Consider the following 21,560-nt stretch of genomic DNA (forward strand, 5'->3'; position numbering starts at 1 on the left):
GCACTGCGGTTTCACTTCCCGTGCGATTGGATCACGCCATCGCCGCCTCGTCGAAGACCAGTGCCGGGAGCACGGGACTCGTGCTCCTGCTGGTCGTGCTCGCGTGGCTGCTCAGCCTGCCGACGGTGTCGCCCGCGCTCGCCAACGGCCTGGCCGCGACGCCGCCGATGGGCTGGAACAGCTGGAACCAGGTCCGCTGCCACGACCTGACCGAGGACGTCGTCCGCCACGCCGCCGACGCGCTCGCCGACACCGGCCTGCGTGACGCGGGCTACCGGTACGTCGTCGTCGACGACTGCTGGCAGGCCCCGACGCGCGCGGCCGACGGTTCACTGCGGGCGGACCCGGCGCGGTTCCCGCACGGCATCGCCGACCTCGCCGACTACGTCCACTCGCGCGGCCTGCTGTTCGGCATCTACGCCGTGCCCGGCAGCCGGACCTGCGCGATGGCCAACGACGGCTACGCCGCGTCCGGCATCGGCTCGCTCGGCCACGAACGCCAGGACGCCGAGACCTTCGGCCGGTGGGGCGTCGACTACCTCAAGTACGACTGGTGCCACGCCGACACCGTCGACGGCCTCGACCGGAAGGCCGCGTTCGAGAAGATGCGCGACGAGCTGGCCGCGCTGCCCCGCCCGATCGTGTACGCGATCTCCGAATACGGCGTTTCGAGCCCGTGGACCTGGGCGCGGCCGGTGGCGAACCTGTGGCGCACGACCGACGACCTGGGCGCGACCTGGGATTCGGTGCTCGCGACGATCGACCGGCAGGCCACCGTCGCCGTCCACAGTGGCGCCCCGGGCGGCTGGAACGACCCGGACATGCTGCAGGTCGGCAACGGCACGCTGACCGCCGACGAGGCCCGCGCGCACTTCAGCGTCTGGGCGGTGCTGAACGCGCCGCTGTTCGCCGGCACCGACCCGGCGAAGCTGAGCGGGGAGGACCTGGCGACGCTGGGCAACCCGGAGGCGATCGCCGTCGATCAGGACTTCGCGGGCGGCCAGGGACGGCGGCTGGACGCGGGTCCCGGCTACCAGGTGTGGGGCAAGCCCTTGTCCGGCGGCGGGTTCGCGGTGGTGCTGCTCAACACGGGCGGCACCACCGCGACCGTCTCCGCCGCGATCCCGGGGTCGTGGACCGTCCGGGACCTGTGGGCCCACCGGGACGTCGGCACCGGCGTCTCGGCGACCCTGCGGCCGCACTCGGCGGCCCTGCTCAAGCTCACGCCGAGGTGAGGTCCTTGCCGTAGCAAAGGCTTTCCGGCTCGTTCTTGTAGACGCCGAACTTCGGGATCTCGACGTACCCCGACGACGTGTAGAGCGCGATGGCTTCCGGCTGCTTGGTCCCGGTCTCCAGGACCGCGCGTTTGCGGCCGGACAGCGCCGCCGTCCGCTCCAGCTCGAACAGGATCATCCGCGCGAACCCCCGGCCGCGCGCGGAATCGGCGACGTACATGCGCTTCAGCTCGGCGTCGCCGTCCTGGAAGTCGGGCGCGGGCCCGTCGTGGGCGCGCCACGCTCCGCAGGCGACGGGTTCGCCGCCCTGGTAGCCGACGAGGAACAGGCCACGCGGCGGCTCGAAGTCCGCCGGGCTCATCGGGGTGGCGTCCTCGTCGCCGTAGCGCTCGACGTAGACCTGCTGCACCGCGGCCATGAGCTTGGCCGCGTCGGGGTGGTCGTAGGGGACCGGAACGATTCTCACGTCCTCGACCCTAGATCAGCGCCAATGCGCCCAGCCGCCTTCTCGGGTGAACGGCTTGCCGTCCACGGTGATCCCCGAGTCGGCCATGGTGACGACGCCGATCGTGCGCCAGCCGTCGGGCAGCTCGGTGAACGGCGGGAACGTGGCCACCAGCGCGTGGTCTTCGCCGCCGGTGAGGACCCAGTCGAGCGGGTCCGCGCCGAGGGCGGCGCCGACTTCGGTGAGGCGGGCGGGGACGTCGAGGTCGGCCGTGCGGACGTCGATGCCGACGCCGGAGGCCTCGCCGATGTGGGCGAGGTCGGCCAGCAGGCCGTCGGAGACGTCGATCATCGCCGTCGCCCCGGCCAGGGCCGCGCGCGGCCCGGCCTCGTACGGCGGTTCCGGGCAGCGCTGCGCGTTGACGACGCCGACCGGCGACCGGAAGCCGCGGCCGAGCACGGCCAGGCCGGCGGCGGCCCAGCCGAGCCGCCCGGTCACGGCGACGACGTCCCCGGGCCGGGCGCCCGCGCGCGTCACCGGCTCGCGGTCGCCGAGGTCACCCAGCGCGGTGACGCTGATCACGAGCTGGTCGGCGCGGACCATGTCGCCGCCGGAGACGCCGATCCCGGCGCGCTCGGCCTCGGCCCACATGCCGTCGGCGAGGCCGGTGACCAGGTCGCGCGGCGTGTCGGACGGGCAGGCCAGACCGACGAGGACGGTGGTCGGCGTGGCGCCCATGGCGGCGATGTCGGCCAGGTTGACCGCGACGGCCTTGCGCCCGACGTGCTCGGGCGAGGACCAGTCGAGCCGGAAGTGGACGCCCTGGACGAGCACGTCGGTGCTGGCGACCACCCGGCCGTCCGGGGCGGCGACGACCGCCGCGTCGTCGCCCGGGCCGAGCAGCGTGCCCGGGGGCTGGCGCCGTCCTTCCGTGACGGCGCGGATGAGCGCGAACTCGCCGGTCCCGGCGACCGTTCCGTCGTTCGGTGACACCGGTCACCTCTGCTTTCTCTATCGGGACAAAGGTCGATCACCGATAGTCGGATGCCCTATGTTTTTCCGTGAGCTGGCGATACGTTGCTGATGACGTTCCTACCTTGAGCCGATCAGTCCAGACGAAAGGGCGCGCCGTGGTCCACGCATACATCCTCATCCAGACCGAGGTCGGCAAGGCGGCCGCGGTGGCTGCCGAGATCTCCAGCATCCCGGGTGTCACCAGCTCGGAGGATGTCACCGGACCGTACGACGTCATCGTCCGCGCGGCCGCCGACAACGTCGACCAGCTGGGCCAGCTCGTGGTCGCGAAGGTGCAGAACGTGGAAGGCATCACGCGGACGCTGACCTGCCCGGTGGTGCATCTCTGAGCAGTGGTGTAGTGGTCGGGTGCCTGACTCCGACACCGGTGCCCCGCCGAAAGTGGTTCTCGTCATAGCGGCGACGCTGGCCGTGGCCCTCGCGGCCACCGTCGCCGTGTTCGCGTTGACCCAGGGCCGGGCCCGGCCGGAAGCCGGTCCCCTGCCGCTCGTTCCCGTTCCGGCCCCCGAGGCGGGCTCGCCGGGCTGCACCGCGCTGCTGGGCGCGGTGCCGACGGAGCTGACGTCGAACGGGTCTGCGCTGAAGCTGCGCGAGCTGGCGAACCCGGCTCCGCCGGCGACGGTCGCGTGGGGCACGGACGACCCGGTCGTGTTGCGCTGCGGGCTGAACCGGCCGCCGGAGCTGACGCAGACGGCTCCGCTGCGGGTGGTGAACGGCGTGCAGTGGCTGCAGGTCTCGGGTGAGGGTGCGTCGACGTGGTACGTCGTGGACCGCGAGGTCTACGCGGCCTTGACGGTGCCGGACAGTGCCGGGACCGGGCCGCTGCAGCAGCTCTCGGACACCGTGGCCGCGAAGCTGCCGGCGAAGCCGCTGCGCTTTTCCTAGCGCAGGCCGGTGCCGCGGGCGATCGCCGTCTCGATCAGCGTGGTCAGCAGCGTCGCGTAGTCGACGCCGGTGACCTCCCACATCTTCGGGTAGGCCGACTTCGTCGTGAACCCGGGCATGGTGTTGACCTCGTTGATCGTCAGCTCGCCGTCCGCCCCGACGAAGAAGTCGACGCGGGCCAGGCCCTGGCAGTCCAGCGCCCGGAAGGCTTCGACGGCCATCGCGCGGAGCTTGTCGGTGAGGGCGTCGTCGAGCTTGGCCGGGATGTCCAGCTCGGCGTCGTCGCCGAGGTACTTGGTTTCGAAGTCGTACCAGGCGTTCTCGTCGTCGGACAGGACGCGGATCTCGGCGGGCAGCGACGCTTCGACGCGGCCGTCCGGGAACTCGAGGACCCCGCACTCGACCTCGCGCCCGGTGACGGCGGCCTCCACGAGGACCTTGGGGTCGGTCCGGCGCGCGAGGGCGATGGCGGCGTCGAGGTCTTCCCAGGCGGCCACGCGCGTGATCCCGACCGACGAGCCGGCGCGCGACGGCTTGACGAACACCGGCAGGCCGAGCCGTTCACGGTCCGTCTGGTCCAAAGTGGATTCGTGACGGCGGAGCGCGCGGTAGGTGCCGACGGGAAGTCCTTCGGCGGCAAGGAGTTTCTTCGCGGTCTCCTTGTCCATCGCGGCGGCGCTGGCGAGGACGCCGGGCCCGACGTACGGGATGCCGGCCAGCTCGAGCAGGCCCTGGATGGTGCCGTCCTCGCCGAAGGCGCCGTGCAGCACCGGGAAGACGACGTCCACCTGGGAGAGGAGTTCGCTTTCCCGCCCGGGTTCGACGGCGACGAGCCCCCGGCTGGAGGGATCCCCGGCGAGGACGAGCCCCTTGCCGTCTTCGACGGAGGGCAGTTCGCGGCCGCGGATGGCGAGCTGGGCGGAGTCCCCGGTGCCGAGCACCCAGCGGCCTTCCCGGGTGATCCCCACCGGCACGGCTTCGAAGCGCTCGGGGTCGAGGTTCCCCAGGACACTGCCCGCGGACAGGCAAGAGATGGTGTGCTCGCTGCTGCGCCCGCCGAACACGACCGCCACCCGGATCTTCTCGCTCATGGTGAGCCACCGTACCCGGTGACCTCGCCGAACAGCCGAGCCCGGTGCGACGGGCGGCGCCCGCCTCGCGACGAACGCAACCGGGATGGGACTTGGCACGTCTGGTGTGTCGAGGCGGCAGTGGGCCGGTGGTTCTCGAGGGTGCTCGGGTGACGGCGCATCCGCGGCGCCGGGCTGCCCGCGCGGCGTGGCGCGAGTCCTGGAAGGCGGAAGCCACGCTGGGCGCGGTGGGCCGGTTGTTGGGTAGCTCTGCGGCACCGATGCGCCACCGCTCGGGGCTCGGGGCTCGGGGCTCGGGGCTCGGGGCTCGGGGCTCGGGGCTCGGCGCTCGGCGCTCGGCGCTCGGGGCTCGGGGCTCGGGGCTCGGCGCTCGGCGCTCGGGGCTCGGGGCTCGGGGCTCGGGGCTCGGGGCTCGGGGCTCGGGGCTCGGGCGAGGCTGCCAGGCAGGGCCGTTCAGGGCCACCGGGCAAGGCCGGGCGATGACCACCAGGCACGACCCGGGCGAAGACCACCAAGTGCAACCGGGGCGAAGACCGCCGGGCAGGGCGCGCGCCCACAGCCCCCAAGCACAGCCCCCAAGCACAGCCCCCAAGCACAGCCCCCAAGCACAGCCCCCAAGCACAGCCCCCAAGCACAGCCCCCAAGCACAGCCCCCAAGCACAGCCCCCAAGCACAGCCCCCAAGCACAGCCCGCCCTCCCAGGGGGAACCACCAGCCACACTGAGCGTATCCACGGCCACCGACACCGGACCCGGAAATCCCGCCACCAGGCCAACGTTGTCCACAACACCACCGGCCTGTGGACAATCAGCGCAGCAACGACACCAACGTCGGCAACGCGGCCACCAACGCCTCCCGCGAACAACCCGCGTACCCGATCGCCACCCCGTGCGCCGTCGGCTCGCCCGCGAAGTGGCGTGCCAGCCCGTCCAGCCGGATGCCCCGTCGCTCCGCCGCCGCGAGCACCTCGGCCTCCACCGTGGCCGACGGGAACGGCACCACCAGGTGCGCGCCCGCGTCGTCGCCGCGGACCGGGATGTTCGCCGCCGCCAGTGCTCCTGCCAGCAACGTCCGGCGCTCCGCCATCTCGCGGCGCAATTTGCGCAGGTGGCGGCCCAGGTCTCCGTTGCGGGCGAACTCGTACAGCACCCGCTGGCCGGCCGGGGATGGGCGCGTTCCCGTCGAATCCCGGTACGCCAGCACCGCCGACGTGATCGGCTCCGGCGCCACCATCCAGCCCGCGCCCAGCGTCGGCGTGAGGATCTTCGACGTCGTGCCCAGGTGGGCCACCACGTCCGGGGCCAGTGCCGCCAGCATCGGCAGCGGGGCGACGTCGAACCGCAGCTCGCCGTCGTAGTCGTCCTCGATGACCAGCATCGCCGACGCCCTCGCCCGCTCCACCAGCTCCACCCGCCGCGCCGCGCTCAGGCGGCTGCCCATCGGGTACTGGTGCGCCGGCGAGCAGTACACCGCCCGCGCGCCCGGTGGGATCGCGTCCGGGCGCAGGCCCTCCTCGTCCACCGGCACGCCCGCGACCCGCATTCCCGCGCGGCGGAACGCCTGGACCGCGCGCTGGTAGCCGGGCTCTTCGACGGCGACGACGTCCCCGCGCTCCAGCACCGCCGCGGCCAGCTCCACCACCGCCGCCGTCGTCCCGCCCGTGGCCAGCACCGATCCGGCCGCGAGCCCGCGGTGCCGCAGCAGGTGTTCCGACACCGCCGCGCGGTACTCCGGCAGCCCCGCGCGGTGGGCCCGGACCAGCGGGTCCGGGTCGGCCGCCGCGCGCCAGGCGCGCCGCCAGGCCGCGCGGTCGAGTCCCGCGGCCCACGGCGTGCCCGGCCCCAGGTCCAGCAGCGACGGCGCGTCGGCTTCGGCCGCCGGTACCGCGTCCGGCGCGGGGACCTCGGCCGACGACACGTTCGGGGGAGTCGTGACGTACGTGCCGGAGCCGTGCCGTCCGGCGATCCAGCCCTCGGCGTGCAGCTGCTCGTACGCCGCCGACGTCACCGTGCGGCTGACGCCGAGCCGCCCGGCCAGCGCCCGCGTCGACGGCAGCCGGTCGCCGCCGCGCAGGTGCCCGGTCGCGGCGGCTTCGCGGAGCGCGTCGGCCAGCTGGACGGCCAGCGGCGTCACGGCCGAGCGGTCGAGGCTGACCGGGATCGCGGTGTCGGCGTGGGTCACGGGACCTCCTCGAGTGGACTTCCCAAGTGTACGAGAAGTGGCTGTTTTCCGATGCCACTGCGCCACGAGACGCTGGTCGCATGCTCTCCACCACGCCCCGCACCACGCTCGGCCGCAAGAAGCACCGGGCCGTGACCGACCGTTCCGTGCTCTACGACGTCCTCGACGAGGGTCTGATCTGCCACCTCGGGATCGTCCGCCACGGCGTCCCCGTGGTCCTGCCGACCGGGTACGGCCGCGACGGCGACACGCTCTACCTGCACGGCTCGACCGGCGCGGCCAGTCTCCGGGAAGCGGCGCGGGACCTCGACGTCTGCGTCACCGTGACGCTCCTCGACGGCATCGTCTACTCGCGCTCGGTCAACAACCACTCGATGAACTACCGCAGCGCGGTGATCTTCGGGAAGGCCGCACCGGTCGTCGACCGCGAACCCAAGATGCACGGCCTCGAAGTGCTCACCGAGCACCTCGCGCCGGGCTCGTGGGCGCACGCGCGCGGGGTGAACGCGAAGGAGTTCGCCGCGGTGTCGGTGCTCGCGCTCGACCTCGCCGAGGCGTCGGTGAAGATGCGCGCCGAGGGCCCGGACGACGAGCCGGAGGACGTCGAGGCGGACGCCGCCTGGGCCGGGGTGCTGCCGGTGCGGACGGTCTTCGGCGAGCCGGAGCCGTCGGCCGACCTCTCCCCCGGCCGGCCGGTGCCGGCCCACGTCACCGCGCGAGCGGCAGCCGGACGGTGAAGGTCGTGCGGCCCGGCTCAGAAGACACCGAGACCGTGCCGCCGTGGGCCGTCACCAGCGACTGGACCACCGACAGGCCCAGCCCGGTGCCGCCGTTGCCGCGCGTGCGGGAGTCGTCGACGCGGAAGAACCGGTCGAAGATCCGCTCCTGGTCGGCGGGCGCGATCCCCGGCCCCGCGTCGGTGACCCGGACGACCGCTTCGGAGCCCGAGGCCGCCACCGAGACGTGCACCGCGGTTCCCGGCGGGGTGTGCACGGCCGCGTTGGTGAGCAGGTTGTCGAGCACCTGCCGCAGCCGCAGCGGATCGGCGTCCACGGGCGCCGCGCTCGACGAAGTGGTCAGCGGGTGGCCGGGACGCCCGGCGGCGAAGGCGTCCGCGGCGGCGCGGGCCAGCTCCGCCAGGTCGACGCGTTCGGGCCGCAACGGCGTCTCGGCCGCGCGCGCGTCGAGCCGGGCCAGCAGCAGGAGGTCGTCGACGAGGACGCTCATCCGCGCGGTCTCCTCGCGGATCTTCGCCAGGTGCGCTTCGCGCTCGGCCGGCTCGTTCGCCGCGGCGTAGCGGAAGAGGTCGGCGTAGCCGCGGATCGACGTCAGCGGGGTCCGCAGCTCGTGGGAAGCGTCCGCGACGAACCGCCGCAGCCGCTCGTTCGCCTCGGTCTTCGCGGCCAGTGACGTGTCGATGTGGGCCAGCATCACGTTGAACGCCGTCCGCAGCTCCTCCACCTCGGCGCCGCCACCGGTGCCCGCCGCGCGGACCGGCAGGTCCGGGTCGGCGGTGAGGTCGTGGGACGCGATGTCGTGCGCGGTGCCCGCCATGTCGGCCAGCGGGCGCAGGCCGCGGCGCAGCACCAGCCGCCCGAGAACCAGCAGCACGGCCAGCGCGAAGGCGAACGCGCCCACCTCGACCCAGATCAGCTGCTGCACCGTGGCGTCGAGGTCCTTCTGCGGCGCCGCGCTCAGCAGCACCGAGCCGTTGTCGACCGGGCAGGCGCGTACCCGGTACGGGCCGTCGTCGCGGAGCCGGATGTTGCGCGTGACGTCGCCGTTCACCGCCTCGGCCGCGATGTCGGCCAGCTGTTTCGCGTCCTCCGGCAGCTTCCCGCCCGGCTCGGGCGTCGCGACGCCGTCGCGCACCCGGTACAGCGCCGAATACCACGAGAACACCGACTGCGGCGAGCCGTGCGTCTCGCGCAGCAGCGGCAGCTGGGTGTTCTGGCTCTTGGACAGCTGCTCGTCGAGGCGCCGGTCGAGGTAGCCGTGCATGATCCCGGTCATCGTGGCGCCGACGACGGCGAACACGACCAGCGCGAGCGCGCCGAGGCCGAGCGTGATCCGCGTGCCGAGCCGCGTGCGCTGCCAGGCCCGGTACCAGCGCTTCACCGGTGGGCCTGACGCACGGCGTACCCGACGCCGCGCACGGTGTGGATCAGCGGTTCGCCGCCGCCCGCGTCGACCTTGCGCCGCAGGTGCGAGATCACCAGCTCGACCACGTTGGACCGGCCGCCGAAGTCGTATTCCCAGACGTGGTCGAGGATCTGCGCCTTGGTCAGCACCGCGGGCGAGCGGCGCATGAGGTAGCGCAGCAGCTCGTACTCGGTCGGCGTCAGCTCGGCCGGCCGGTCGCCGCGGCGGACTTCGCGGGTGTCCTCGTCCAGCGTCAGGTCCCCGACGCGCAGCACCGCGCCCCGCGCCGCCTGATGCGCCGAACCGGTGCTGCGCCGCAGCACCGCGCGCAGCCGGGCCATCAGCTCCTCGACCGAAAACGGTTTCACGAGGTAGTCGTCGCCCCCGCGGGTGAGCCCGGCGATCCGGTCCGACGTCGCGTCCTTCGCCGTGAGGAACACCACGGGCACCGTGCCGCCGTTCGCCCGCAGGCGGTCGAGCACGGTGAAGCCGTCGAGGTCGGGCAGCATCAGGTCGAGCACGACGATGTCCGGCCCGAACTCGGCGGCCCGGCTCAGCGCGGCCTCGCCGGACCCGGCCGTGACCGCCTGCCAGCCCTCGTACCGGGCGACGGTGGCGACGAGGTCGGCGATGTGCGGCTCGTCGTCGACGACGAGCAGGCGCACGGGGTCGGGGGTCTGCACCACCCCATCTTCTCCCGGGCCGGGCGCGGCGGGCGAGCGGAGCCGGGGGCCGACAGGAAGCCGACAGCCGGCACCCAGCCTCGCCACAGGCCGCGTGACGAGGCTGGTCTTCGTGAACCGAACCGAAGGGGAATCCGTGTGACCACCATGACGCAGACCGCCGAGGCCGCGCGCCCGGCGATCCGCCCCCGGATCGCCGCGCAGTCCGGCCTCTTCACCTTCCTGGGCGCCAACGTGGCCGCGGTCACGGTGCTGTTCGCCGAAGCCGGGCTGTCGCCGAACGTGCTGATCACGATCGGCAGGCTCGCCGGGCTGTACGGCGCGCTGGCCATGGCCTTCCAGCTGGTGCTCGTGGCCCGGCTGCCCTGGCTCGACCGGCGGATCGGGATGGACCGGCTGACTTCGTGGCACCGCTGGACCGGCTTCACGATCCTGTGGACCCTGCTGGGGCACCTGGTGTTCATCGCGTTCGGCTACGCCGAGGTGTCGGACAAGGACGTGGTCGACGAGGTCGTCGAAATGGCCAGCACCCTCGAAGGGATCCTGCGGGCGCTGGTCGCGTTCGCCGTGATCCTGGTCGTGGGCGCGGCTTCGGCGAAGTTCGCCCGGAAGCGGCTCGCCTACGAGACGTGGCACTTCGTCCACCTCTACACCTACGCGGCGGTGCTGCTGGCGTTCACCCACCAGCTCGCGCTCGGGACGTCGTTCGCCGGGTCGGAGGCGGCGAAGGCGTACTGGTGGACGCTCTGGCTCGGTGCCGGTGCGGCCGTGCTCGCCGGGCGCGTCGTGCTGCCGCTGTGGTGGAACGTGCGCCACCAGCTGCGCGTCACCGCGGTGGTTTCCGAGTCCCCGGACGTGGTTTCGGTGTACATGACCGGCAAGCACCTGGACCGGATGCCGGTGCGGGCCGGTCAGTTCTTCCTGTGGCGGTTCCTCACGAAGGACCGCTGGTGGCAGGCGAACCCGTTCTCCCTGTCGGCCGCGCCGGACGGCCGCACGCTGCGGCTGACCGCGAAGGCGCTGGGTGATTCCAGCGCCGGGCTGCGGAATCTGCGGATCGGGACGCGCGTGTTCGCCGAAGGCCCGTACGGCGCCTTCACGACGATCCACCGGCAGCGGCCCAACGCGCTGCTCGTCGCGGGCGGGGTGGGCATCACGCCGATCCGCGCCCTGCTGGAGGACATCGACGGTCATGTCGTCGTGCTGTACCGGGTGCGCACGCAGGCCGACGCGGTGCTGCTGCCGGAGCTGAACGGCCTGGCCAAGGCCCGCGGCGCGGTCGTCAGCGTCCTCACCGGACCGGACCAGGCGGTCGGCCCGCGCGGCGCCATGCTCGGCCCGGCCAACCTGCACATGATGGTGCCGGACGTGCACGAGCGGGACGTGTTCGTCTGCGGCCCGCCGGGGATGACCGCCGCGGTGCTGCGCAGCCTGCGCGAGCTGCGGGTGCCGAAGAGCCAGGTCCACGCCGAACGTTTCAGCCTCGCGGCCTAGGGGGATCCGCTGTGAAGAAGACCATCTTCGTCGTCGCGCTCTCGATCGCGGGGTTCATCGCGGTCTGGCGGTTCGAGCCGGGACCGGTGCACGACACCGCCGCCGTCGCGCAGGCACCGCCCACCGCCACGGCACCGTCCACATCGGCCGCTCCAGCGCCGTCCACTTCGGACAATCGGGACGCGACGGTCACGACCCGGGGCTCCGCGGAGTCGAGCAGCTACGGGACCGTGCAGGTCCAGGTCACCTTCACCGGCTCGCGCCTGACCGCGATCACGCTGCTGCGGGCACCCGACGACGGCCGCGCGCTCACCGCGTTGCCGCGCCTGCAGGAAGAGGCGATGAAGGCCCAGAGCGCCGACATCGACACCGTCACCGGCGCGACCGAGACGAGCGAGTCCTACAAGAAGTCGCTGCAGGCGGCGATCGACGCGCGGGGCAGCCGATGACCGTCCGCGTGGAGCAGGTGATGGGCCTGCCGATCTCCCTCGACCTGCGCGACGAGAGCGGCCCGGCCGGCTTCGCCGGGATCGTCGGCGAGGTCTTCGCCTGGTTCCGCGACGTCGACGCGAAGTTCAGCCCGTTCTCCGAAGACAGCGAGGTCAGCCGCTACGACCGTGGCGAGCTGACGGCCGCGCAGCTGAGCGGCGACCTCATCGAGGTGCTGGAGCTGTGCGCGTACTACGAGCAGCTGTCGGGCGGCGCGTTCCGCGCGCGGCTGCCCGGCCGCGGCCTCGACCCGTGCGCGGTGGTGAAGGGCTGGGCCGTCCAGCGCGCCGCCGACATGCTCAAGGCCGAGGGCGCGACGACGTTCTGCCTCAACGCCGGCGGCGACGTCGTCACGGCGGGCGAGCCGGAGCCCGGCCGCCCGTGGCGGGTCGGCGTCCGCCATCCCGAGCAGCCGCTGGCGGTGTGCGCGGTGCTGGAGTCGCGCGACGGCGCGATCGCGACGTCGGCCGCCTACGAGCGGGGTTCCCACATCCTCGACGGCCGCTCCGGCCTGCCGGCGACCGGGCTGATGAGCGTCACCGTCGTGGCCGGGGACCTGGTCACGGCGGACGCGCTGGCCACCGCGGCGTTCGCGATGGGCGCCGAGGGCATCGCCTGGGCGGCCGACCGGCCGGACTGCGAGATCCTCATCGTCGACGACAGCAGGCGCGTGCACCGGACGGCGGGGCTGGCGCTGGCCGCCTAGAAATCGGTCGCCGTCGCCCGGGCATTGGGCCAGACTCGGGACGTCCGCCGTGTCCGCTTCCGAGGGAGTGCCATGCCGTCCGCCGTCCTGCACGTCTCCGTCGACTGCGCCGACCCGTACACGCTGTGCCAGTTCTGGAGCCAGGTCACCGGGAAACCGATCCCGGAGCAGGACCGGCCCGGCGACGACGAGGTCGGCATCGAGCTGGAAGGCGGGATCGACATGCTCTTCCTGCGCGTGCCCGAGCCGAAGACGGTCAAGAACCGGCTGCACGTCTGCCTGCAGCCGGACGTCCCGCGCGACGAGGAGGTCGAGCGGATCCTGCAGCTGGGTGCGACGCTCGTCGACGACCTCCGCAAGCCCGACGGCACCGGCTGGGCCGTGCTCGCCGACCCCGAGGGCAACGAGTTCTGCGTGCTGCGCAGCGCGGCCGAGCGGGCGGCGACGTCGTGACGGACTCGTTCGAGGTCAACAAGGCCAACTGGGACGAACGCGCGGTCCTGCACGCGGCGTCGCCGGGCTACGGCTTCCCGGACTTCGCCGCGGACCCGGCGTACCTGAGCGCGGTGGTGCGGTTCGACCGGCCGCGGCTGGGCGACATCGCCGGGCTGCGCGCGGTGCACCTGCAGTGCCACATCGGCACGGACACGGTTTCGCTGGCCCGGCTGGGCGCTTCGGTGACCGGCCTGGACTTCTCGGGCGCGGCCCTGGCGCAGGCGCGACGGCTCGCCGCGGTGGCGGGTGTCGAGATCGACTTCCGCGAGGCGAACGTCCACGACGCCGTCGAAGTGCTCGGTGCCGGGCGGTTCGACCTGGTCTACACCGGGATCGGCGCGCTGTGCTGGCTGCCGTCGGCCGCGCGGTGGGCGTCGGTGGTGGCCGGCCTGCTGCGCCCGGGCGGGCGGCTGTTCATCCGCGAAGGCCACCCGATGCTCGGGACGCTGGACGAGACCACCGACCCGGCGGTGCCGCGGTACCCGTACTTCGAGCACGCCGAGCCGCTGGTGTTCGACGAGCCGGGCAGCTACGTCGAGGTGGACGGCGAGCTGACCCACACCGTGACCCACGAGTGGGCGCACTCGCTCGGCGAGATCATCACCGCGCTGCTGGACAACGGCCTGACGCTGACCGGGTTCACCGAGCACGACAGCGTCCCGTGGAACGCCCTGCCGGGCCAGATGGCGCCCGACGAAGCCGGCGAAGAGTGGCGGCTGAAGGAGTCGCCGCAGCGGCTCGCGGCCAGCTACACGCTCCAGGCCGTCAAGGGCGGCTGAATAGGGTGGGCGCATGCCCTTGATCGCGGTCGCCACCCTCGGCGGAACCATCTCGATGGCCCCGGTCGCCGGTTCCGGCGGGGCGGTGCCCCGGCTGGGCGCGGCCGACCTGCTCGGCGGCCTCGGCGACCTGCCGATGGACGTCCTCGCGGAGACCCTGGCCGGGATCGGCAGCGCGTCGATGGACTTCGCGACGCTGCTGCGGTGCCGCGCGTGGGGGCTGCGGCAGGACGCCGACGGGTTCGTCGTCGTGCAGGGCACGGACACGCTGGAGGAGACGGCGTACTTCCTGGAGCTGGTCTGGCCGTCGGAGATGCCGGTGGTGGTCACCGGCGCGATGCGCAACGCGGGCCTGCTCAGCCCGGACGGGCCCGCCAACCTGCGGAACGCGCTGACCGTCGCGGCCGATCCGCGCAGCCGCGGCCGGGGCGTGCTGGTGACGCTGAACGACGACGTCCACGCGGCGCGCTGGGTGCGGAAGGCGCATTCGAGCCATCTGGAAGCGTTTTCGTCGGCGCCGGCGGGGCCGCTCGGCATGGTCGTGGAGAACGCGGTGCACTGGTTCCACCCGTCGCCGCCGCGGCTGCCTGCCCTCGCCGGTGCCGACTTCACCGGGCTCGTCCCGGTGGTGGAAGCCGGCCTGGACGACTCGGGCGCGATGCTCGCGCACGCGGCTTCGCACCCGGAGGTCCGCGGGGTCGTGGTCGCCGCCACCGGCGTGGGACACGTTTCGTCCGGCACGGCGGACGAGATTTCGCGGCTCGTTTCGCGGATGCCGGTGGTCGTCGCTTCGCGGACCGGCGCCGGGCCGACGCTGCGTTCGACGTACGGCTTCCACGGCTCGGAGTCGAGCCTGATCGAGATGGGCGTCACGATGGCGGGCTGGCTGGACGTGCGGAAGGCCCGGATCCTGCTGCACACGCTGCTGGCGTCCGGCGCGGACCGGGCGGCGATCGAACGCGAGTTCCGGGCCCGCGGCGACCTCGGCTGACCCGGCCGGGCTCCGTCGCGTCAGCCGAGGACCGGGCCGCCGAGCGGGTCGAGGTGGTAGGGGCGCATCGCGCGGCCCGCGTCGCGGTAGACGTGGATCGACACCGCCGGGTCCGGGCCGTCGTTGCGGACCTCGTGGACGTACCCCGGGCCGAACACCCGGGACTGGCCGGCGGAGAGCGCGTGCAGCTCGGTGATCGCGCGGCCGTCCGGGGCGCGGCGGGCCACCGCCTCCGTCAACCGGCCGCTGACCAGCGTGAACGCGCCGGCGGCGAACGCGTGGTCGTGCAGGTCGGTGTGCTGGCCGGGCAGCCAGCTCATCAGCCACACCTCCTGCCGCTCGTCCTGCTCGACCAGCGTCGCGAACCGCTCGTCGGGGTCGTAGCGCAGCAGGTGCTTCCAGCGGTCGCGGTCGGCGGCGAACTCCAGCGCGACGCGCACCGGGTGGCGCAGCGCGGGGTTCTCGGGACGCAGCAGGGTGTTGTCCGGAACGGCGAACATGAGGGTCCTCAGGGAAGAAAAGGGTGTCGAACTGGGCCGGGGCTGGGTTCACCGACAACAGCGACACGCGCGCACGACGGCGCGGAGGCTCAGGTGGCCCCGCAGCTCGAACATGCCGTACGCGAACATGGCGCCCAGGCTTCCAGCCGGCGCCGGCCCGGTCAAGCCGTCCCAGCCGGCGGGAAGGTCAGGACCACTCGTGTTTCCGGGACCGTCCCAGCAGCTCGGCGCCCGCCTGCCGCGGGTCGACGCCTTCGTGGCAGACGCGGTGCATCGCGTCGGTGATCGGCATGTCGACGCCGACGCTGCGCGCCAGCGCCCGGATCGACGAGCACGACATGACACCCTCGGCGACCTGCCCGCCGGCCGCGGCCTGCGCCTGTTCCAGGGTCTCGCCGCGGCCGAGGCGCTCGCCGAAGGTCCGGTTGCGCGAAAGCGGCGACGAGCACGTCGCGACCAGGTCGCCGACGCCGGCGAGCCCGGCGAACGTCAGCGGGTCGGCGCCCAGCTTGGCGCCGAGGCGGGCCATTTCGGCCAGGCCGCGGGTGATGAGCGTCGCCATCGTGTTGGTGCCGAGGCCGAGGCCCGCGGCCATCCCGCAGCTGAGCGCGATGACGTTCTTGCACGCCCCGCCCAGCTCGCAGCCGACGACGTCGGTGTTCGTGTACGGGCGGAAGTAGGAGTTGGCGCAGGCACGCTGGATCGCGACGGCGCGCTCGTGGTCGGCGCAGGCGAGCACCGACGCGGACGGCTGCCCGGCGGCGATCTCCTTGGCCAGGTTCGGCCCGGTGACGACGACGACCTCGCCCGCGTCGATCCCGACGATCTCGGCGATCACCTCGCTCATCCGCTTGAGCGTGCCGAGTTCGACGCCCTTGGCGAGGCTGACGAGGATGGCGCCGGGCGGCAGCAGATCGCGCCAGGACGTCAGGTTGGCGCGCAGGCTCTGGCTGGGGACGGCGAGGACGACGGCTTCGGCACCGTGCAGGGCCTTCGCGGGGTCGCTGGTCGCGGTGACGGTCGGCGGCAGGTCGACGCCCGGCAGGTAGGCGCTGTTGACGTGCCGTTCGCGGATGTCTTCGGCGACCTGCTCGCGGCGCGCCCACATGGTGACGTCGCGGCCGGCGTCGCCGAGCACCTTCGCGAAGGCGGTGCCCCACGAGCCGGCCCCGAGGACGGTGACCCGCTGCACGTCGGCGCGCATCAGGCGGTTTCCCCCGGCTTCGCCGCCGGCGGCTCTTCGTGCCGGATCTCGGCGAGCAGCCGCGTGACCTCGTCCATCATGACCTGGGTGACTTCGCGCAGCTTGGCGGCGCTGCGGGCGCTGCCCCCGCGGTAGGCCGAGAGGTCGAGCGGGTCGCCGACGTTGTGGGTGATGGTCTTGCGCGGGAACGGCTTGAATTTCTTGGTGTAGCCGTTGAAGAGCTGGCTGGTGCCCCAGCGGGCGATGGGGATCACGGGGACGTCGTTCTGGATGGCGAGCCGGGCGGCGCCGGTGTAGGACTCCTTCGGCCAGCCGGCGGGGTCCTTCGTGATGGTGCCCTCGGGGTAGATGACGACGACTTTGCCTTCCTGGAGGGCCTGGTGCGCGGCCTTGAGGCTGTCCCCGGCGGCGGCGGAGCCGCGGGAGACGGGGATCTGCCCGGACCCGACGAAGACCTTCCCGAAGATCGGCGTGCGGGTGAGGCTCTCCTTGCCGAGAAACCGCGGAACCCGCTTCTGCCGGTGCACGAAGACGGCGTCGACGACGGGGTCGAGGTGCGAAATGTGGTTGAGCACGAGGAGGGCGGGCCCCTCCCGCGGAATCTTTTCGTCCCCGACGTAGACGCGCCGCGCAATACCGGTGAGCGGATAGAACACGGCGGCGGCCAACCCCACCCAGAAGCCGCCCTTCTCACGCCGGGCCACGATCTCCTCCTCCACGGTTCAGGTCCCCCAGATCCTGCCGCGCGGGGTTCGGCCCAGTCCAGGGAGGGTGCCTTCAGCCCCGCCGGGCCGGTGCTCACGCCCGGTGGAGGGTGGCCTGCGTTCCCTGGGCTCTGGCAGCTCGGACGGACATTCCCGGCTTCGGGGCGCCTCCCTGCTGGCGATGCCCTTTCGCGGTCGGCTTCCCCTGGCGGCCGCTGGGGGTCAATCGGCGTTCCGCAGCTCCGGCCGGCACCGCGACCTGGCAGCCCCAGGCCCTGGCCGACACCCCAGACCCCGAGACCCGCTCCCGCAGCTCCGGTCGCCACTCCCCGGCCCGGGCAATCCCGCTCCCGCAGCTCCGGCCGACGCCTCAGCCCGGCAACCCGCTCCCGCAGCTCGGGCCCCGCAGGCACCACTTGTCCACAACCCCCGTCACCTGTGGACAACCTCCCCGACCGGGCCGACACCCCGCCGCCGTTTGCGGTAAAGATGGACGGGTGGACGTGGACCTGGTCGTGCCGATGAAACACCCCCGCGACGGCAAGTCGCGGCTGCGTGGTGCCGTCGAACCCGAAGCGCATCCCGGGCTCGTCCTCGCCCTCGCCGCCGACACCCTCGCCGCCGTCACCGCGAGTGCGCACGTCAGGCGCGTCGTGCTCGTCGCCGCCGCGCCGGCCGCCGTCGCCGAGCTCCGGGACCTCGGGGTCGAGGTGGTCGCCGAGCCACCCGAGAAAACGCTCAACGCCGCCTTCCGCCACGGCGAAGCCCTCCTCCGCGCCGATGATCCCGGCGCGGTCGTCGGCGCGCTGCAGGCCGATCTTCCCGCGCTGCGCGCCGTCGACCTGGCCGGCGCGCTGGCCGAGGCGGACGGGCGCCGGGCCTTCGTCGCCGATCGGCAGGGCACCGGCACCACCCTCCTGCTGTCCGCGCCCGGCCGGCCCCTCGACCCGCGCTTCGGGCCCGGCTCGGCGCGCGAGCACGAAACCTCCGGCGCGACGCCGCTCCGGGGCGCCTTCCCGACCCTGCGCAGCGACGTCGACACCCCGGCCGATCTCGCCCACGTCCGCGCGCTGGGTGTCGGAAAACACACCGCCGCCGAACTCGGTGGACCCCGCGCCGAGCTGTTCACCTGACCTTCACCGCGGCCTGCGCAAATCACCGTGGCTTAGTGAAGAATGGGGGCCGTGAGCACAGCAGACGGCGGCACGCCCGCACCGCGGAGGCGACGGAACCCGGCGAACGGATCTCCGGAGACGGCGAAGAAGACCACGGCCAAGAAGGTCCCGTCGAAGTCCACCGCGCGCGACACTGCCGCCCGTGCCACCGCCGGCAAGGCGAGAAAGACCACCTCCGCCGCGGCGACGCCGGCGACGACCCGCCGCCGCAGCTCCGCGCACGGCAACCCGCGCGGCGCCGAGGAGTTCCGCGCGGTCCCGTCGGCGCCGCCCGCCGTCACCGCCGCGCCCACCGCCGTCGAGACGCTGCCGGACGACCGCTACTTCAACCGCGAACTCTCGTGGCAGGACTTCAACGCCCGCGTGCTCGCGCTGGCCGAGGACGAGTCGCAGCCGCTGCTGGAACGCGCCAAGTTCCTCGCCATCTTCGCGTCCAATCTGGACGAGTTCTACATGGTCCGCGTCGCCGGCCTGAAGCGCCGCGACGAGACGGGCCTGCTGGTGCGCAGCGCCGACGGGCTCACCCCGCGCGAGCAGCTCGACTACATCTCCAAGCGCAACCAGGACCTGGTCGAGCGGCAGACCGGCGCGTTCGAAAAGAACCTGCGCCCGCAGCTGGCCGAGCACGACATCCGGATCGTCGGCTGGTCCGACCTCGCCGGTGCCGACCAGCTGCGGCTCTCCAGCTACTTCTCCGAGCAGATCTTCCCGGTGCTGACGCCGCTGGCGGTCGACCCGGCGCACCCGTTCCCCTACATCTCGGGCCTGTCGCTCAATCTCGCGGTGACGGTCCGCGACCCCGAAGGCGGCACCGAGCGCTTCGCCCGGGTCAAGGTGCCGAGCAACGTGCCGCGCCTGATGCGCGTCGAGACCGAGCGCACCAGCCGCACGGCGACGTTCCTGCCCCTCGAAGAGCTGATCGCCGCGCACCTTGGCGAGCTGTTCACCGGCATGGACGTCACCGAGCACCACGTCTTCCGCGTCACCCGCAACGCCGACTTCGAGGTCGACGAAGACCGGGACGAAGACCTCCTGCAGGCGCTCGAGCGCGAGCTGGCGCAGCGCCGGTTCGGCCCGCCGGTGCGGCTCGAGGTCGCGCAGGACATGAGCGAGCACATGCTCGAGCTGCTGCTGCGCGAGCTGGACGTCGACCCGGCCGACGTCGTCGAGGTGCCCGGGCTGCTCGACCTGACCTGCCTGCACCAGCTGTCCGCTGTGGACCGCAAGGAGCTGAAGGACCGGCCGTTCGTGCCGGCGACGCACCCGGCGTTCGGCGAGCGCGAGACGCCGAAGAGCGTCTTCGCGACGCTGCGCGAGGGTGACGTGCTGGTGCATCACCCGTACGACTCGTTCTCCACGAGCGTGCAGCGGTTCATCGAGCAGGCGGCCGCCGACTCGAAGGTCCTCGCGATCAAGCAGACGCTGTACCGGACGTCGGGCGACTCCCCGATCGTCGACGCGCTGATCGACGCCGCCGAGGCGGGCAAGCAGGTCGTCGCGCTGGTCGAGATCAAGGCGCGGTTCGACGAGCAGGCGAACATCACCTGGGCGCGGACGCTGGAGCGCGCGGGCGTGCACGTCGTCTACGGCCTGGTCGGGCTGAAGACGCACTGCAAGGTGTCGATGGTGGTGCGCCAGGAGGGCTCGACGATCCGGCGCTACTGCCACATCGGCACCGGCAACTACAACCCGAAGACAGCGCGGCTCTACGAGGACCTCGGGCTGCTGACGGCCGACCCGAGCATCGGCGCGGACATCACCGACCTGTTCAACGTGCTGACCGGCTATTCGCGGCAGGACACCTACCGGACGATCCTGACGTCGCCGCACGGCATCCGCCGCGGCATCGTGCGGGCGATCGGCGAGGAGATCGAGCTGGCGCGGGCCGGGCAGCGCGCCGGGATCCGGATCAAGTGCAACTCGCTGGTCGACGAGCAGGTGATCGACGCGCTGTACCACGCGTCGCAGGCCGGGGTGCCGGTCGAGATCGTCGTGCGCGGGATCTGCGCGCTGAAGCCGGGCGTCGAGGGCCTGTCGGAGAACATCCACGTCCGGTCGATCCTCGGCCGGTTCCTGGAGCACTCGCGGATCTTCCACTTCCGCGCCGGCGGCACGCACTGGATCGGCAGCGCGGACATGATGCACCGCAACCTCGACCGGCGGATCGAGGCGCTGGTGCGCGTCAAGGACCCGAAGCTGACCGCGCAGCTCGACGACATCTTCGACTCGGCGCTGGACCCGGCGACGCGCTGCTGGGTGCTGACCGCCAGCGGCGAGTGGTCGCCGTTCCCGGCGGACGGCTCGCGGGTGCGCGACCACCAGCTGGAGCTGGCGAAGCTGCACGGGGCCGCCGGATGACCCAGGAGGTACGGGCGGCCGGCGCGGTGCTGTGGCGCGGCGACGGCGGGGAGACGGAAGTCGCCCTGGTGCACCGCCCGCGGTACGACGACTGGTCGTTGCCGAAGGGAAAGCTCGACGCCGGCGAGACGAGCGCCGAGGCGGCGGTGCGGGAAGTCCGGGAAGAGACGGGGTTCGACGCGGTCCTGGGCCGTTACCTGGCCCGGACGGCGTACCCGGTGCAGGCGCGGAACGGGTCCGGGACGGTGCCGAAGACCGTCGACTACTTCAGCGCCGAAGCCGTCTCCGGCGAGTTCGCCGCGAACGACGAGGTCGACGAGCTGCGCTGGCTGCCCCCGACGGCCGCGGAGAAGCTGCTGACCCGCCCGGAGGACGTGCGGGTGCTGCGCGCTTTCTGCGAACTGCCCCCGTCGGTGACGACGGTGTTGCTGGTACGCCACGCGAAAGCGGGCAAACGGGACGACTGGAACGGTGACGACGACCTGCGGCCGCTGTCCGAAGCGGGACAGCGGCAGGCGTCGGCGTTGCGGCGGGTGCTGGCGTTGTTCGGACCGGACCGGGTGCTGTCGGCGCCGCGGCTGCGGTGCGTGCAGACGGTGCACGGCATCGCGGAGGACCTGGGCACCGAGGTACGGCACGAGCCGCTGCTGTCGGAGGAGGGCTACTGGCCGGACCCGGTGCTGGGCGTGGCGCGGCTGCTGGCCATCGCGAGCGACGGCGGGACACCGGTGGTCTGCAGCCAGGGCGGAGTGATCCCGGACCTGGTCAGCGCACTGGCCGACCGCGACGGCGTGGAGCTGCCCTCCGCCCGCGGCGGAGTGGTGCCGAGCAAGAAGGGCTCGTTCTGGGTTTTGTCGTTCCGCGCGCCGACGCCGGAGGCGGGCCCGGTCCTGCTGGCGGCGGACTACCACGCGAGCGCGTTGCCGACGCCGTCGCCGAGCCGCTCCTGAGCGGGTTGCTGCCCGGCT

Annotated in this window: 22 protein-coding genes; 13 read left to right on the plus strand and 9 right to left on the minus strand. The window is 73.0% G+C overall.

Features of this window, described 5'->3' with window-relative positions; all coding sequences use genetic code 11:
- Nucleotides 1-20 precede the first annotated feature (20 nt).
- On the plus strand, nt 21-1,235 hold the full coding sequence (locus tag BT341_RS39780) for a glycoside hydrolase family 27 protein (protein ID WP_245805256.1): 1,215 nt from the start codon (nt 21-23) through the stop codon (nt 1,233-1,235).
- On the opposite strand, the gene BT341_RS39785 is transcribed toward BT341_RS39780, so the two are convergent.
- Nucleotides 1,222-1,701, minus strand: a complete 480-nt coding sequence (locus BT341_RS39785; protein ID WP_072481133.1) for a GNAT family N-acetyltransferase — start codon at nt 1,699-1,701, stop codon at nt 1,222-1,224. The genes BT341_RS39780 and BT341_RS39785 overlap by 14 nt on opposite strands.
- A gap of 15 nt (nt 1,702-1,716) precedes the next feature.
- Nucleotides 1,717-2,673 carry a thiamine-phosphate kinase gene (locus BT341_RS39790; protein WP_072481134.1) on the minus strand — a complete coding sequence of 319 codons (957 nt, stop codon included), beginning with the start codon at nt 2,671-2,673 and terminating at the stop codon, nt 1,717-1,719.
- A 137-nt stretch (nt 2,674-2,810) separates the two neighbouring features.
- On the opposite strand from BT341_RS39790, the gene BT341_RS39795 reads away from it, so the two are divergent.
- Both BT341_RS39795 and BT341_RS39800 read left to right on the plus strand, forming a co-directional pair.
- Nucleotides 2,811-3,044 (plus strand): Lrp/AsnC family transcriptional regulator, encoded by a 234-nt coding sequence (locus BT341_RS39795; RefSeq protein ID WP_003091994.1) that lies wholly within the window; start codon nt 2,811-2,813, stop codon nt 3,042-3,044.
- Between the two features lie 19 nt (nt 3,045-3,063).
- Nucleotides 3,064-3,600 (plus strand): DUF3515 domain-containing protein, encoded by a 537-nt coding sequence (locus tag BT341_RS39800; RefSeq protein ID WP_072481135.1) that lies wholly within the window; start codon nt 3,064-3,066, stop codon nt 3,598-3,600.
- Here the strand turns inward: BT341_RS39800 and BT341_RS39805 are convergent.
- Both BT341_RS39805 and pdxR read right to left on the minus strand, forming a co-directional pair.
- Nucleotides 3,597-4,691: a D-alanine--D-alanine ligase family protein gene (locus tag BT341_RS39805; protein ID WP_072481136.1), complete on the minus strand. Its 1,095-nt coding sequence runs from the start codon at nt 4,689-4,691 to the stop codon at nt 3,597-3,599. The two genes, BT341_RS39800 and BT341_RS39805, sit on opposite strands and share 4 nt — an antisense overlap.
- Before the next feature lie 807 nt (nt 4,692-5,498).
- Nucleotides 5,499-6,872: a MocR-like pyridoxine biosynthesis transcription factor PdxR gene (gene pdxR, locus BT341_RS39810; protein ID WP_072481137.1), complete on the minus strand. Its 1,374-nt coding sequence runs from the start codon at nt 6,870-6,872 to the stop codon at nt 5,499-5,501.
- An 80-nt stretch (nt 6,873-6,952) separates the two neighbouring features.
- Here pdxR and BT341_RS39815 point away from each other — a divergent pair, with 80 nt between their 5' ends.
- On the plus strand, nt 6,953-7,609 hold the full coding sequence (locus BT341_RS39815; RefSeq protein ID WP_072481138.1) for a pyridoxamine 5'-phosphate oxidase family protein: 657 nt from the start codon (nt 6,953-6,955) through the stop codon (nt 7,607-7,609).
- Here BT341_RS39815 and BT341_RS39820 read toward each other — a convergent pair.
- Together BT341_RS39820 and BT341_RS39825 are read right to left on the minus strand one after the other, a co-directional pair.
- Nucleotides 7,581-8,990 (minus strand): sensor histidine kinase, encoded by a 1,410-nt coding sequence (locus tag BT341_RS39820; RefSeq protein WP_072481139.1) that lies wholly within the window; start codon nt 8,988-8,990, stop codon nt 7,581-7,583. The genes BT341_RS39815 and BT341_RS39820 overlap by 29 nt on opposite strands.
- Complete coding sequence (locus BT341_RS39825) at nt 8,987-9,697, minus strand: response regulator transcription factor (RefSeq protein ID WP_072482435.1); 711 nt, start codon at nt 9,695-9,697, stop codon at nt 8,987-8,989. Before BT341_RS39825 ends, BT341_RS39820 begins: the two co-directional genes overlap by 4 nt.
- 147 nt (nt 9,698-9,844) lie before the next feature.
- Between BT341_RS39825 and BT341_RS39830 the strand changes: the two genes are divergently transcribed.
- The 6 genes from BT341_RS39830 to BT341_RS39855 all read left to right on the plus strand — a co-directional run bounded on the left by BT341_RS39830 (nt 9,845) and on the right by BT341_RS39855 (nt 14,651).
- Entirely contained in the window at nt 9,845-11,191 is a 1,347-nt protein-coding gene (locus BT341_RS39830) for a ferredoxin reductase family protein (RefSeq protein ID WP_072482436.1), read from the plus strand.
- 11 nt (nt 11,192-11,202) lie between these two features.
- Nucleotides 11,203-11,640, plus strand: a complete 438-nt coding sequence (locus tag BT341_RS39835) for an FMN-binding protein (RefSeq protein ID WP_072481140.1) — start codon at nt 11,203-11,205, stop codon at nt 11,638-11,640.
- Nucleotides 11,637-12,386 carry an FAD:protein FMN transferase gene (locus tag BT341_RS39840; protein WP_072481141.1) on the plus strand — a complete coding sequence of 250 codons (750 nt, stop codon included), beginning with the start codon at nt 11,637-11,639 and terminating at the stop codon, nt 12,384-12,386. The genes BT341_RS39835 and BT341_RS39840 overlap by 4 nt, the downstream gene beginning before the upstream one ends.
- A 72-nt stretch (nt 12,387-12,458) precedes the next feature.
- A complete protein-coding gene (locus tag BT341_RS39845) occupies nt 12,459-12,839 on the plus strand; it encodes a VOC family protein (RefSeq protein ID WP_072481142.1) in 381 nt (126 codons plus the stop codon).
- Nucleotides 12,836-13,660 (plus strand): class I SAM-dependent methyltransferase, encoded by an 825-nt coding sequence (locus BT341_RS39850; protein ID WP_072481143.1) that lies wholly within the window; start codon nt 12,836-12,838, stop codon nt 13,658-13,660. The genes BT341_RS39845 and BT341_RS39850 overlap by 4 nt, the downstream gene beginning before the upstream one ends.
- 13 nt (nt 13,661-13,673) lie before the next feature.
- Complete coding sequence (locus BT341_RS39855; protein WP_072481144.1) at nt 13,674-14,651, plus strand: asparaginase; 978 nt, start codon at nt 13,674-13,676, stop codon at nt 14,649-14,651.
- 20 nt (nt 14,652-14,671) lie between these two features.
- On the opposite strand, the gene BT341_RS39860 is transcribed toward BT341_RS39855, so the two are convergent.
- The 3 genes from BT341_RS39860 to BT341_RS39870 form a co-directional block, all read right to left on the minus strand.
- Nucleotides 14,672-15,151: a cysteine dioxygenase gene (locus BT341_RS39860; RefSeq protein ID WP_072481145.1), complete on the minus strand. Its 480-nt coding sequence runs from the start codon at nt 15,149-15,151 to the stop codon at nt 14,672-14,674.
- A gap of 187 nt (nt 15,152-15,338) precedes the next feature.
- Nucleotides 15,339-16,355 carry an NAD(P)H-dependent glycerol-3-phosphate dehydrogenase gene (locus BT341_RS39865; protein ID WP_072481146.1) on the minus strand — a complete coding sequence of 339 codons (1,017 nt, stop codon included), beginning with the start codon at nt 16,353-16,355 and terminating at the stop codon, nt 15,339-15,341.
- Nucleotides 16,355-17,074 (minus strand): lysophospholipid acyltransferase family protein, encoded by a 720-nt coding sequence (locus tag BT341_RS39870; protein ID WP_072481147.1) that lies wholly within the window; start codon nt 17,072-17,074, stop codon nt 16,355-16,357. Before BT341_RS39870 ends, BT341_RS39865 begins: the two co-directional genes overlap by 1 nt.
- A gap of 482 nt (nt 17,075-17,556) precedes the next feature.
- Between BT341_RS39870 and cofC the strand changes: the two genes are divergently transcribed.
- The 3 genes from cofC to BT341_RS39885 are packed head-to-tail and all read left to right on the plus strand — an operon-like array spanning nt 17,557 to nt 21,542.
- On the plus strand, nt 17,557-18,192 hold the full coding sequence (gene cofC, locus BT341_RS39875) for a 2-phospho-L-lactate guanylyltransferase (protein ID WP_072481148.1): 636 nt from the start codon (nt 17,557-17,559) through the stop codon (nt 18,190-18,192).
- Nucleotides 18,193-18,234: 42 nt separating this feature from the next.
- On the plus strand, nt 18,235-20,592 hold the full coding sequence (locus tag BT341_RS39880; protein WP_177329008.1) for an RNA degradosome polyphosphate kinase: 2,358 nt from the start codon (nt 18,235-18,237) through the stop codon (nt 20,590-20,592).
- Nucleotides 20,589-21,542 carry an NUDIX hydrolase gene (locus tag BT341_RS39885; RefSeq protein ID WP_072481150.1) on the plus strand — a complete coding sequence of 318 codons (954 nt, stop codon included), beginning with the start codon at nt 20,589-20,591 and terminating at the stop codon, nt 21,540-21,542. Before BT341_RS39880 ends, BT341_RS39885 begins: the two co-directional genes overlap by 4 nt.
- Nucleotides 21,543-21,560: the final 18 nt, after the last annotated feature.

The organism is Amycolatopsis australiensis, assembly GCF_900119165.1.
Taxonomy (GTDB): domain Bacteria; phylum Actinomycetota; class Actinomycetes; order Mycobacteriales; family Pseudonocardiaceae; genus Amycolatopsis; species Amycolatopsis australiensis.

Excerpts from the sequence above, each read along its gene's own strand:
- BT341_RS39830 (WP_072482436.1), top strand. The coding sequence starts at position 9,845 with ATGACGCAGACCGCCGAGGCCGCGCGCCCGGCGATCCGCCCCCGGATC.
- BT341_RS39860 (WP_072481145.1), bottom strand. The coding sequence starts at position 15,151 with ATGTTCGCCGTTCCGGACAACACCCTGCTGCGTCCCGAGAACCCCGCG.
- BT341_RS39805 (WP_072481136.1), bottom strand. The coding sequence starts at position 4,691 with ATGAGCGAGAAGATCCGGGTGGCGGTCGTGTTCGGCGGGCGCAGCAGC.
- BT341_RS39815 (WP_072481138.1), top strand. The coding sequence starts at position 6,953 with ATGCTCTCCACCACGCCCCGCACCACGCTCGGCCGCAAGAAGCACCGG.
- BT341_RS39855 (WP_072481144.1), top strand. The coding sequence starts at position 13,674 with ATGCCCTTGATCGCGGTCGCCACCCTCGGCGGAACCATCTCGATGGCC.
- BT341_RS39885 (WP_072481150.1), top strand. The coding sequence starts at position 20,589 with ATGACCCAGGAGGTACGGGCGGCCGGCGCGGTGCTGTGGCGCGGCGAC.
- BT341_RS39840 (WP_072481141.1), top strand. The coding sequence starts at position 11,637 with ATGACCGTCCGCGTGGAGCAGGTGATGGGCCTGCCGATCTCCCTCGAC.
- BT341_RS39845 (WP_072481142.1), top strand. The coding sequence starts at position 12,459 with ATGCCGTCCGCCGTCCTGCACGTCTCCGTCGACTGCGCCGACCCGTAC.
- BT341_RS39865 (WP_072481146.1), bottom strand. The coding sequence starts at position 16,355 with ATGCGCGCCGACGTGCAGCGGGTCACCGTCCTCGGGGCCGGCTCGTGG.
- BT341_RS39880 (WP_177329008.1), top strand. The coding sequence starts at position 18,235 with ATGGGGGCCGTGAGCACAGCAGACGGCGGCACGCCCGCACCGCGGAGG.